Source organism: Streptomyces sp. NPDC031265, from assembly GCF_055570295.1.
Genome location: NZ_JBVIHM010000010.1, coordinates 90,042 through 102,162 on the forward strand (window position 1 = coordinate 90,042; position 12,121 = coordinate 102,162).

At 72.5% G+C, this 12,121-nt stretch carries 9 protein-coding genes; 7 read left to right on the forward strand and 2 right to left on the reverse strand.

The window, feature by feature from the left end; genetic code table 11:
• Positions 1 to 2 precede the first annotated feature (2 nt).
• From ACZ499_RS17555 to ACZ499_RS17570, 4 genes are all read left to right on the forward strand, one after another.
• Positions 3 to 701 (forward strand): SDR family oxidoreductase, encoded by a 699-nt coding sequence (locus ACZ499_RS17555; protein ID WP_468406014.1) that lies wholly within the window; start codon positions 3 to 5, stop codon positions 699 to 701.
• Positions 698 to 1,726, forward strand: a complete 1,029-nt coding sequence (locus ACZ499_RS17560) for a methionine synthase (protein ID WP_468675923.1) — start codon at positions 698 to 700, stop codon at positions 1,724 to 1,726. Before ACZ499_RS17555 ends, ACZ499_RS17560 begins: the two co-directional genes overlap by 4 nt.
• A 25-nt stretch (positions 1,727 to 1,751) precedes the next feature.
• Positions 1,752 to 3,950, forward strand: coding sequence for an NAD-dependent DNA ligase LigA (ligA, locus tag ACZ499_RS17565; RefSeq protein ID WP_468675925.1), 2,199 nt, complete (start codon positions 1,752 to 1,754; stop codon positions 3,948 to 3,950).
• A 253-nt stretch (positions 3,951 to 4,203) separates the two neighbouring features.
• Positions 4,204 to 6,318 (forward strand): putative bifunctional diguanylate cyclase/phosphodiesterase, encoded by a 2,115-nt coding sequence (locus ACZ499_RS17570; protein ID WP_468675927.1) that lies wholly within the window; start codon positions 4,204 to 4,206, stop codon positions 6,316 to 6,318.
• Positions 6,319 to 6,343: 25 nt separating this feature from the next.
• Here ACZ499_RS17570 and ACZ499_RS17575 read toward each other — a convergent pair whose 3' ends face one another.
• Positions 6,344 to 8,320: a phosphocholine-specific phospholipase C gene (locus ACZ499_RS17575; protein ID WP_468675929.1), complete on the reverse strand. Its 1,977-nt coding sequence runs from the start codon at positions 8,318 to 8,320 to the stop codon at positions 6,344 to 6,346.
• Positions 8,321 to 8,372: 52 nt separating this feature from the next.
• Positions 8,373 to 9,791, reverse strand: coding sequence for an endonuclease/exonuclease/phosphatase family protein (locus ACZ499_RS17580; RefSeq protein ID WP_468675931.1), 1,419 nt, complete (start codon positions 9,789 to 9,791; stop codon positions 8,373 to 8,375).
• A gap of 288 nt (positions 9,792 to 10,079) precedes the next feature.
• Between ACZ499_RS17580 and gatC the strand changes: the two genes are divergently transcribed.
• The 3 genes from gatC to ACZ499_RS17595 are packed head-to-tail and all read left to right on the forward strand — an operon-like array spanning position 10,080 to position 12,110.
• Positions 10,080 to 10,376 carry an Asp-tRNA(Asn)/Glu-tRNA(Gln) amidotransferase subunit GatC gene (gene gatC / locus ACZ499_RS17585; RefSeq protein ID WP_073772988.1) on the forward strand — a complete coding sequence of 99 codons (297 nt, stop codon included), beginning with the start codon at positions 10,080 to 10,082 and terminating at the stop codon, positions 10,374 to 10,376.
• A 4-nt stretch (positions 10,377 to 10,380) separates the two neighbouring features.
• Positions 10,381 to 11,874, forward strand: a complete 1,494-nt coding sequence (gene gatA / locus ACZ499_RS17590; RefSeq protein WP_385536487.1) for an Asp-tRNA(Asn)/Glu-tRNA(Gln) amidotransferase subunit GatA — start codon at positions 10,381 to 10,383, stop codon at positions 11,872 to 11,874.
• The gene (locus ACZ499_RS17595) at positions 11,871 to 12,110 is read left to right on the forward strand and encodes a hypothetical protein (protein WP_385536485.1); all 240 of its coding nucleotides are present in this window, start codon (positions 11,871 to 11,873) and stop codon (positions 12,108 to 12,110) included. Before gatA ends, ACZ499_RS17595 begins: the two co-directional genes overlap by 4 nt.
• Positions 12,111 to 12,121: the final 11 nt, after the last annotated feature.

The window sequence follows — 12,121 nt, forward strand, 5'->3', positions numbered from 1 at the left end:
GCATGTCGGGTATGGCTACACACTTGATCACTGGGGCAGGCTCCGGCATCGGCGCGGCGGTGGCGCGGCGGCTGCACGAGCGCGGCGACGAGCTCCTGCTGCTCGCGCGCGACGCCGGGCGCGCCAAGGAACTCGCGGGGCGCTTCCCCGGCGCCCGTACCCTCGTCGCGGACCTCGCCGACCCGGACCGCATCTCCAAGTCGCTCGGCATGCAGCCGATGCCGGACCACCTCGACTCCCTCCTGCACATCGCGGGCGTCGTCGACCTCGGCCCCATCGGTGACCTTCGCCCCAAGACCTGGCACCAGCAGCTCAACGCGAACCTGATCTCGCCCGCCGAGCTCACCCGGCTCTTCCTGCCCCAGCTGCGCGCGGCCCGCGGACACGTCCTCTTCGTGAACTCCGGCGCCGGGCTCAACGCGCACGCCGAGTGGGGCGCGTACGCCGCCTCCAAGCACGGCCTGAAGGCGCTCGCGGACTCGCTGCGCCAGGAGGAGCACGCCAACGGGGTGCGCGTCACCTCCGTCTACCCGGGGCGCACCGCCAGCCCCATGCAGGCCAAGGTGCACTCGCAGGAGGGCAAGGAGTACGACCCCGCGAAGTTCATCGACCCCGAGTCGGTGGCGACCACGATCGTCATGGCGATCGATCTGCCGCGCGACGCCGAGGTCAACGACCTGACGGTGCGGCCGGGCCGATGAGCGACGCCGTCAGCGACTTCCCCTGGGGCTCGGCCACCGGCGTCGGCTCCATGCCCGGCGGCGACGCGCGCGAGGCCGCCAGGACCGCCACCGGTTCCCTCATCGGGGCCGACGGATCGGCCGGCGACTTCCCGTTCCTGCCCGAACTGCCCGCGCGCGGCCCCGGCGCCGACATGATCGGGCGCACCGCCGGGATGCTCGTCGAGATGTACGCGCGCGTGGAGCCCAGCGGCTGGCGGCTCGGCGACCGGCCGGGCCGCGACACCCGGCGGGCCCACTCCTGGCTGGGCGAGGACCTGGACGCCCTGGAGGAGTTCACCCAGGGGTACGAGGGTCCGCTCAAGGTCCAGGCGGTCGGGCCGTGGACGCTCGCCGCCGCCCTTGAACTGCGCGGCGGCGAGGCCGCGCTCGGCGACCCGGGCGCCTCCCGCGACCTGGCCGGGTCGCTCGCCGAGGGCCTGCGCGCCCACCTCGCGGACGTGCGCCGCCGGGTGCCGGGCGCGCGGATCCTGCTCCAGCTCGACGAGCCGTCCCTCACCGCCGTGCTGCGCGGGCAGATCAGGACCGCCAGCGGCTACCGCACCCACCGGGCGGTCGACCGGCAGGTCGTCGAGTCGGCGCTGCGGGACGTCGTCGCGGTGCACGACGGCCCCGTCGTCGTCCATTCCTGCGCGCCCGACGTGCCGTTCGCCCTGCTGCGCCGCTCCGGCGCCGCCGCCGTCTCGTTCGACTTCTCCCTGCTCACCGAGCGTGACGACGAGGTGATCGGTGAGGCGGTGGAGAGCGGCACCCGGCTGTTCGCCGGAGTGGTCGGCGGCACCGACGGCCCGTTGTCAGACCCTGCCGGTAGCGTCATGGGTGTCAGGACGTTGTGGCGCAGGTTGGGGCTGCATCCGGGGACTCTCGCCGAGTCCGTGGTGGTCACCCCGTCGTGCGGACTCGCGGGCGCCTCGCCGGCGTATGCCCGTGCGGCCCTCGCCCACTGCGTCCGGGCGGCGAGATCGCTCGCGGACAACCCTGAGTGACGGGGAAGACGGGAAACGGGAGGACATGACAGTGGCTGGCGAACAGAACGACGTGGTGCCCGCGGACGCACGGGAGAAGCACGCGCTCCTCGCCGAGCAGGTCGAGGAGCACCGCTTCCGGTACTACGTGAAGGACCAGCCGGTCGTCAGCGACAGCGAGTTCGACAAGCTGCTGCGCGGCCTGGAGGCTCTGGAGGAGGAGTATCCGGAGCTGCGCACCCCGGACTCCCCGACCCAGAAGGTCGCGGGGGCGTACGAGACGGACTTCGCCTCGGTGGAGCACCGCGAGCGGATGCTGTCCCTGGACAACGCGTTCGACGACGAGGAACTGGGCGCCTGGGCCGAGCGCGTCGCCAGGGACGTCGGCACCGCCGCGTACCACTACCTCTGCGAGCTGAAGGTCGACGGCCTCGCGGTCAACCTGACGTACGAGCACGGGCGGCTGACCCGAGCCGCCACCCGCGGCGACGGCCGCACCGGCGAGGACATCACGCCCAACGTCCGTACGATCGCGGACATCCCCGACCGCCTCAAGGGCGACCGCGTCCCCGACCTGGTCGAGATCCGGGGCGAGGTCTACTTCCCGATGGAGGCGTTCGAGGGGCTGAACGCGCGTCTGGTGGAGGCGGGCGACAAGCCGTTCGCCAATCCCCGCAACGCGGCGGCCGGTTCCCTGCGCCAGAAGGACCCCAAGGTCACCGCCACCCGCCCGCTCCACATGGTGGTGCACGGCATCGGCGCGCGCGACGGCTTCACCATCGACTGCCTCTCGCACGCGTACGAGCTGCTGCACGAGTGGGGCCTGCCCACCGCCCAGCACAACAAGGTGGTCGGCTCCCTGGACGAGGTGCGGGAGTTCATCACGTACTTCGGAGAGAACCGCCACTCGGTCGAGCACGAGATCGACGGCGTCGTCGTCAAGCTCGACGAGATCCCCCTCCAGGGCCGCCTGGGTTCCACCGCGCGCGCCCCGCGCTGGGCGATCGCCTGGAAGTACGCGCCGGAGGAGGTCAACACCAAGCTGGTCAACATCCGCGTCGGCGTCGGCCGCACCGGCCGCGTCACGCCGTACGCGCAGGTGGAGCCGGTGACCGTGGCGGGCTCCGAGGTCGAGTTCGCCACCCTGCACAACCAGGACGTGGTCAAGGCCAAGGGTGTCCTCATCGGGGACACGGTGGTGCTGCGCAAGGCCGGTGACGTCATCCCGGAGATCCTGGGCCCCGTCGCGGACCTGCGGGACGGCACCGAGCGGGAGTTCGTGATGCCCGCCGAGTGCCCCGAGTGCGGCACCGGGCTGCGGCCCATGAAGGAGGGCGATATCGATCTGCGCTGCCCCAACGCGCAGTCGTGCCCCGCCCAGTTGCGTGAGCGGCTGTTCTATCTGGCGGGCCGCAAGTGCCTGGACATCGAGAACTTCGGCTATGTCGCCGCCGCGGCCCTCACCAAGCCGCTGGAGCCGTCCGAGCCGCCGCTGCTCGACGAGGGCGACCTGTTCGACCTGACCATGGACCGGCTGCTGCCCATCAAGGCGTACGTCCTGGACCAGGACAGCGGGCTGCCCAAGCGCGACCCCAAGACCGGCGAGGAGAAGGTCGCCCTGGTCTTCGCCAACATGAACGGCGAGCCGCGCAAGAACGCGGTCTCGATGCTGGAGAACATCGCGGCCGCCAAGGAGCGCCCGCTGGCCCGGATCCTCACCGGTCTGTCGATCCGTCATGTCGGCCCGGTCGCCGCCGAGGCGCTGGCCCGCGAGTTCCGCTCGGTCGAGCGCATCGAACAGGCCACCGAGGAGGAGCTGGCCGCGGTCGAGGGCGTCGGCCCGACCATCGCGGCCTCGCTCAAGCAGTGGTTCGAGGAGGAGTGGCACCGCGAGATCCTGCGCAAGTGGAAGGCCGCGGGCGTCCGCATGGAGGAGGAGGGCTCCGGCGAGGACGTGGGGCCGCGTCCGCTGGAGGGGCTGACCGTCGTGGTGACCGGGACCCTGGTCAACCACACCAGAGATGGCGCGAAAGAGGCGCTCCAGAGCCGTGGAGCCAAGGTCACCGGTTCCGTTTCCAAGAAGACGTCGTTCGTCGTCGTCGGAGACAGCCCTGGTTCGAAGTACGACAAGGCGATGCAGCTGAAGGTTCCGGTTCTCGACGAGGACGGGTTCGCTGTCCTGCTGGAACACGGTCCCGAAGCGGCTCGCGAAGCAGCTGTGCCGAGCGCGGAAGAGGGGGAATAACAGGAGTGGAGGGCTCCTCTCGGACGGCGTTCGGTCACCCGTTCAGCGCATAGCAGACGGATCACGGTGGCCAGGTGGCATTCGGGCAAGAGCTGTAGACCGCTGCCCGTCAGAGCCCTCCGCGGCCTACTGTTGTGATGAGCGCCAGTCGTGCACGGCTGAAACGGGGAGCTTGGGGGAGTTCCCGGTCGTGGTGGCATGACTAAGGGGCCATCGCGTGGCATCGGCACCGCCGGCTGTGAGAGGGACGGGAATGAAACCGACCGAGAGCGCCGCCCCGGCCGCACGGCTGCGCGGGTTCGCGGGATTCTCCTCCAGGCTGACCGCAGGAGTCCTCGGGACCGCCGCCCTCGCCCTGGCCGTGGGGTTCTACCGGGCCCTCGACACGGGCGACGCCCTCTTCCCCGGCTCCACCACGGGCTGGGCGCTGGCCGTCCTCACCGGGATCATCGTGGGCCATCTGGTCGCGCTCGGGCGCGACCGCTGGTGGGGCGGCACCGGTTCCGGCGCCGCCCTCACCCTGGCGGTACTGCTCCTGTACGGCTGGGTGCCGGCCGGGCTCGTCTCCATGGCGGTGGTGGTGCTCGTCGGCGCCGCCCGCCGCCACCGCTGGCGCCAGGGCGTGCTGCACGGCGCGGTCGACGTCCTCGGCATCGGCGCGGCCGCGCTGGTGCTCGCCGTGTTCGGCCACCATCCCAGCGTCCGCTCACCCTGGTGGCCCACCGACTGGACGGTCTCCTCGGCTCCGGTGGTGGTCCTGGCCGCCGGAACGTATCTGGTGGTCACCCGGATACTGCTCTGGTACGCGCTGGCGCCGCGCGGCGGCGGGCTGCCCACGGTCGCCCGGACGGCCCTGCTGCGGCAGGGCCTCGTCGCGGTCGCCCTGCTCGGCATCGCCCCGCTGATCTGCGTGGTCGCGATGGCCCTGCCGGTCCTGCTGCCGCTCTTCGCGGTCCCGCTGATCGCCCTCGACTCCACCCTGTGGATCGCCCGCGCCCGCGCCGAGGAGCAGCTGCGCGACCCGCTCACCGGACTGCCCAACCGCCAGTGGCTCCTGGAGCGCACCTGGGCGGCCCTGGAGGAGGCCGAGGGCCCCGGCAACCGGGCCGCCCTCGTCCTGATCGACATGGACCGGTTCCGCTCGGTCAACGACACCCTCGGACACCTCGCCGGAGACCGGCTGCTCCTCCAGATAGCCGAACGGCTGCGGCTCGCCCTGCCGCGCGGCGCCGAGGCGGCCCGGCTCGGCGGCGACGAGTTCGCCGTGCTGCTGCCCGTGGCGGACTCCGCGACCAGCACCATGCGGATAGCCCGCGGCCTGGTCGCCGAGCTCTCCTCGCCGCTCGACCTCGACGGACTCACTCTCGTCCTGGAGGCCAGCGCGGGCGTCTCGGTCTACCCCGACCACGCGCTGGACGCGGAGGGGCTGCTGCGCCGGGCGGACGTGGCGATGTACCAGGCCAAGCGGGACCGCACGGGCGTGGAGGTGTACGAGTCGAAGCGCGACTCCAACACCCCCGACCGGCTGGGCCTGTTGGGTGATCTGCGGCGCGCGCTCGACGCGGGCGACGTGGAGCTCCACTACCAGCCGAAGGTCCGCTTCGACGGCCAGGTGGCCGGGCTTGAGGCGCTGGTGCGCTGGGTGCACCCGGAGCGCGGCCGGGTACCTCCCGACGAGTTCATCGCCATCGCGGAGTCCTCGGGGCTGATGCCGCACCTGACCGAGTACGTCCTGGAGACGGCGCTCGCCCAGGTCGCCCGGTGGCGGGCGCAGGGGCTCGACGTCCCGGTCGCGGTGAACGTGTCACCGCGCGACGTCCACACCCCGGGCTTCGCGGGCGCGGTGGCGGCCCGGCTGGCCCGGCACGGGGTCCCGGCGGGCTCCCTCCAGCTGGAGATAACCGAGCACGTCCTCCTGGAGGACCCGCAGCGGGCCGCCGACACCCTGGCGGGCCTGACCAGCCACGGCGTGAAGATGTCCCTGGACGACTTCGGCACGGGGTACTCGTCGCTGGTGCATCTGCGCCGGCTGCCCGTCAGCGAACTCAAGATCGACCGCTCCTTCGTGGCCCGGCTCGCCATCGACAACGAGGACGCCGAGATCGTCCGCTGCACCCTCGACCTCGCCCACTCCCTGGGCCTGCTCGTCGTCGCCGAGGGCGTCGAGGACGACGAGACCTGGGAGCGGCTGCGCGACCTTGGGTGCGACGCCGTCCAGGGCTGGCTGGTCGCCGCCGCGATGCCGCCCGCCGAGGCCACCGCCTGGCTGCTCGCCCGCGGCTCGCGCGGCTGGCAGCGCCCCGCCGACCTGGAGGCGGCGGCCAACTTGGCCGCGGCCGAGGAGCCGTCGGGCACGCCGGTCCAGTGACCCGGCGTGCCCGTCCTCGCGGTGCTCAGCCCGCGTGGACCGTGCCCGCGTACCGCTGGACGAACCGGGTGCCCGCGTCCGACGTCACCGTAACGTCGTAGCGGCCTTCCAGGACACGCCAGTTGAGCGAGCCGTGGCCGTGCGGGCCCACCCAGACCGTGCGCCCGCCGCGCACGTCGTCGTCGGCCGTGACCGTGAACGCGGTCGCCGTGTCACCGGAGTTGGCGAACCGCAGTTCCACCGTGGCGCGCTCCGGCCGGGCGCCGCGCAGCATCGCCGTCGCCGACGGCGTGGCCGCTCCCGCCTCGCGGCCCGCCCGTACGACCGTGCCCGAGAAGCGCCGCAGGAAGCCGTCGGCGCCGTGCACGGCGAAGTCGTAGCGGCCGTCCGTCTCGGCGGTGTCCCAGACGTACGTGGCGCGGGCCCCCGGGGCCACCGTGAACGGCGTACCGGTGAACGGCTTGAGGAGGTTCGGCAGGACCAGGAAGTGGAAGGTCTCGCTCCCATGGTTGGCGAGCGTGCAGGTGACCTTGCCGGAGACCCGGTCCACCGAGACGTCCGCCCATGGGCGGTACGGCAGCGGGCGGTGCGGGCGGGAGCCAGGCTCCTGGGTGGCCATGGACTGGGCGCCGTTGCCGGGGAGCTTCACCGCGGGCAGCGCGTTGCCCGCGTCCGCCTTCGCCATCAGCGCCGTGGTGTCGGGCAGCCGCGGAATCGAGTAGTCCGGCTTGCTGAAGTCGAAGCAGCTGGTCAGATCGCCGCAGACGGCTCGGCGCCAGTCCGAGATGTTGGGCTCCCGCACCCCGGTGACCACCTCAAGGAAGCGCAGGACCGAGGTGTGGTCGAACACCTGGGAGTTGACCCAGCCGCCGCGCGACCAGGGCGATATCGCCCACAGCGGCACCCGGTTGCCGAGCCCGATCGGCCGCCCGCCGGCGAACTCGTCGGGCGTGCCGGGCTCGGGGAACGGCGGCGGCACATGGTCGAAGTAGCCGTCGTTCTCGTCGTACATCAGCAGGAAGACCGTGTGCTTCCACACCTCGGGGTTGGCGAACAGCGACTGAAGGGCGGTGTTCACCCAGTGCGCCCCGTAGTCGGGGCTCGCGGCCGGGTGTTCGCAGAACAGGTACGGCGCCACCAGCCACGACACGGTCGGCAGCGTGCCGTCCTTGCAGTGCCGGTCGAACGCGGTGAGGTCGAACTTGGTCATCGCGTTGACGTACCGGGGGTCGTCCTTGGGGAAGGCGTGGAACTGCTTGAAGTACGACAGCCCGTTGTCGTCGTAGTCGCCGGTCCGGTCGTCCTTGCCGGGGTTGTGGTAGACGCGCCAGCTGACCCCGGCCGTCTCCAGGCGTTCGGCGTACGTCGTCCAGTCCGCGACGGGGTTGTCGGTGACCGGGGTGTTGTCCGTCCACGGGCCGGTCGTGCCGTCCTTGCCGGGGCCGCAGGTGCCCGACCACAGATACAGCCGGTTGGGGTCGGTGGGCCCGGCCTGCGAGCAGAAGTAGCCGTCGCAGAGCGTGAACGCGTCGGCGAGGGCGTACTGGTAGGGGATGTCCTCGCGGGTGAAGTAGCCCATGGTGCGCTCGCCCTTGGCGGCGACCCACTTGTTCATCGCGCCGCCGTTGATCGCGGTGTGCCCGGTGCCCCAGTCGTGCGGCAGCCCGCCCGCGTTCTGCGCGTTGTACTTGGTGGTGTCCATCCGGAACGGCAGGACGAAGCCGTCGGCGCGGCCCGGGCTCGGCTGGCGGAAGACGGAGTCGCCGCCGGGGAGGGTCAGCGCCTGGCGGTCGTCGAAGCCGCGGGCGCCGGAGAGGGTGCCGAAGTAGTGGTCGAAGCTGCGGTTCTCCTGCATCAGGATCACTACGTGCTTCACGTCCTCGACGCTGCCCTCGGCGCGCGCCCCGGTGACGGCGGCGGCGGTCTCGGGCAGGCCGACGGCTGCGGCGGCGGCGGTCGCGGCGGACGCGCCCACGAAGGCGCGGCGGCTCAGCGGAGTCATGTCAGCGATGTCCTTCGAAAGCTCAGGCTCAGGGGAATGCTCGGTCGGAAGCTCAGTGGAGGGTGAAGGTGACGGCGGGGGCGGCGTGGTCGGACGGCCAGCCGTTGGCGGCGGTGTCCGGTACCGGCCGGGGCCAGCCGGTGCAGAGCGTGTGCGCGGCCTCGACCCGGAGCGGCCCGGCGTACTGGACCTGGTCGATCCGGTCCTGCGGCTCGTCCGGGCGCGCCGGCGACCAGGTGGCCCCCGGTTCGCGCGCCGGACGCGGGTGCGCCTCGCGGTGGGCGTCGCGCAGCCCGGCGGCGGCCAGCGTCACGGTGACCGGCCAGCGCACCCGGGCGCCCCGGTCGAGGTGTGAGGGTGAGGCGAGCCCGGCGGCCAGCACGAGCGGGGTCCGCCGGGACGCCAGGTCGCCCTTCATCGCGGCCAGCAGCGCCTTGGCCTGCCGGTAGCGCGCGCTCTTGAGCTCGGCCGCCTCGACCTCGGCGGGGGAGCGCCCGTCGCGCAGCGCGTACGGGCCGTACCCGGCCTCGTCGAGCTGCGCGGCCCACAGCCGTACCGCCCGGCCGCCGGGCAGTCGCAGGGTCGCGGCCACCGCGGGGACGTCCGCGACCGGCGCCGAGACGTCGTCGAGCGGGAAGCGGCTGAGCAGCCCGACCCCGGCCGCCGTGTCATGGGCGTGCCACCCGAGGGCACGCGCGAGCGCCTCGGCCGAGGACGCGGCGGACTCCTGAAGCGCCACCACGTCGAGCCGCTGCCCGAGGACGAGCCGCAGCAGCTTCTCGTGCGCGTCGGCGGTGTGCGCCCCCGCGTCCCACAGGTTCAGCGACGCCACCGTGAGCGTCGGCCGGGCCCCGGGGCGGCGCACCGGCACCTGGACCGTGACCGTGTCGGAGCCGCCCGCGCTGTCCCTCACCGCGACCGTCATCCGGCCGGGGTGCGGGCCGGGCCGGGCGGGTGCGGTGCCGGTGACCGTCCCGTCGGGTCCCATGTTCAGCCAGGCGTCGCCGGACAGCCGGCGGAAGGACGGGGTGCCGGACGGGTTGCCCGCCGGGCGGATCCACAGCGGGGCCAGCGCCACCGAGACGCGCTCGCCCGGCCCGTACGCGCCGGTCGTGAAGGCGTCGGTGACCGCGTGCGGCCGGACGACGGGCGGCCGGGCGGCGACGGTGACGGGCGGTGTCCGGGCGAGGATCCCGTACCCGTCCTTGGCCAGCAGGTACGCGGTGTAGACGCCCTCGCCGAGGCCGGAGGTGTCGAGCGTGACGTCACCGGACGCGGCCGTGACGTACGACCAGACCAGGGCGGAGCCGGTGCCGGGGCGGCGGTCGCCGTCGTAGATCCCGATCCAGTTCTTCGGGTCGGGCGCGTCGGTGGCCCAGTGGAAGGCGAGCCGGTCGCCCTCGCGGGGAGCGGTGGGCGCGGTGAGGGTCAGGGTGGCGGCGGGGGCCGCTGCCGTTCTGAGGGGGGACACGGAGGGTCTGGTCCTCTCGGGCTGAGTTGGCTGGACAACTTCGCCCAGTCAGCCAGGACTTCCCTCCCGTGACGTGAACGGGACATGACCGGCGGCCGCAGATCCGGGGACGCGTCGGCGGGGCACGCGCGCGTGGCCGGGGGTGCGGTGGGGGGTGCGGCGGGTGGCGGCGGGTGGGGCCGCGCGGGCCGTGATCGGGGGGTGCCGCACAAACCGTTTAGTCGAGTGGTGGCCCCGCCCCATAGGATTGGGGCCAAACCACACTCACTCACCCCTGAGGATCGCTGCATGCCTGGCATTACGCGCGAGGAGGTCGCCCACCTCGCCCGGCTGGCGCGTCTGGAGCTGAAGAGCGAAGAGCTGGACCACTTCGCCGGACAGCTCGACGACATCATCGGCGCGGTCGCCCGCGTCTCCGAGGTCGCCGACCAAGACGTGCCCCCGACCTCCCACCCGCTGCCGCTGACCAATGTCATGCGCGCGGACGAGGTCCGTCCGTCGCTCACCCCCGCGCAGGCGCTCTCCGGCGCCCCGGCCCAGGAGCAGCAGCGTTTCAAGGTGCCGCAGATCCTGGGGGAGGACTAATCACATGACGGACATCATCAAGCTCACCGCCGCCGAGATCGCCTCGAAGATCGCGTCCGGCGAGCTCACGGCCGTCGAGGTCACCGAGGCCCACCTGGCCCGGATCGACGCCGTCGACGAGAAGGTGCACGCCTTCCTGCACGTCGACCGCGAGGGCGCGCTCGCCCAGGCCCGCGCCGTCGACGCCAAGCGCGCGGCGGGCGAGAAGCTGGGCCCGCTCGCCGGTGTCCCGCTGGCGCTGAAGGACATCTTCACCACCGAGGGCATCCCGACCACGGTCGGCTCGAAGATCCTCGAAGGCTGGATCCCGCCGTACGACGCCACGCTCACCAAGCGTCTGAAGGCCGCCGACGTCGTCATCCTCGGCAAGACCAACATGGACGAGTTCGCCATGGGGTCCTCGACGGAGAACAGCGCGTACGGCCCGACCGGCAACCCGTGGGACCTCACCCGGATCCCCGGCGGCTCCGGCGGCGGCTCCTCCGCGGCGCTCGCCTCGTACGAGGCCCCGCTCGCCATCGGCACGGACACCGGCGGCTCCATCCGCCAGCCCGCCGCCGTCACCGGCACCGTCGGCGTCAAGCCGACCTACGGCGCGGTCTCCCGCTACGGCATGGTCGCCTTCTCGTCCTCCCTCGACCAGGGCGGGCCCTGCGCCCGTACGGTCCTGGACGCGGCGCTGCTGCACGAGGTCATCGCCGGGCACGACCCGCTCGACTCGACCTCCATCGACGCGCCGGTCCCGCCGGTCGTCGAGGCCGCGCGCAACGGCTCGGTGGCCGGGATGCGCGTCGGCGTCGTCAAGCAGTTCGGCGGCGAGGGCTACCAGGCCGGCGTCGTCCAGCGCTTCAACGAGTCGGTCGAGCTGCTCAAGTCGCTCGGCGCCGAGATCGTCGAGCTGGACTGCCCGTCCTTCGACCTGGCGCTCTCCGCTTACTACCTGATCGCGCCGAGCGAGTGCTCGTCCAACCTGGCCCGCTTCGACGCCATGCGCTACGGCCTGCGGGTCGGCGACGACGGCACGAGGTCGGCCGAGGACGTCACCGCGCTCACCCGTGAGGCGGGCTTCGGCGACGAGGTCAAGCGCCGCATCATCCTCGGTACGTACGCGCTGAGCTCCGGCTACTACGACGCGTACTACGGCAGCGCCCAGAAGGTCCGCACGCTCATCACGCGGGACTTCGAGAAGGCCTTCGAGCAGGTCGACGTGATCGTCTCGCCGACGACCCCGACCACCGCCTTCCCGATCGGCGAGCGCGCCGACGACCCGATGGCGATGTACCTCGCGGACCTGTGCACCATCCCGACCAACATGGCGGGCAACGCCGCCATGTCGCTGCCCTGCGGCCTGGCGCCGGAGGACGGCCTGCCGGTCGGCCTGCAGATCATCGCCCCCGCCCTGAAGGACGACCGTCTTTACAAGGTCGGCGCCGCCGTCGAGGCCGCCTTCGTGGAAAAGTGGGGCCACCCGCTGCTTGAGGAGGCACCGTCGCTGTGAGTGCACTGACCAAGGCCAAGGGCTTCAAGAAGTCCAAGACCGGTACGTACCTGTCCATCGGCACCACCGCGTTCGGCGTCATCAGCGTGGTCAAGCAGGCCAAGAAGGCCCGCACCGAGCACGACACGCTGAAGCTGCTCGACGCCGTCGTCTCCGCCGCCGCCATCGCCACCGGCGTCGCCATCCTGCTGCGCGAGCTCAAGCGCATCGGTGACGACGACGTCCTGCTGGGCTGAGAGGGAAGTTT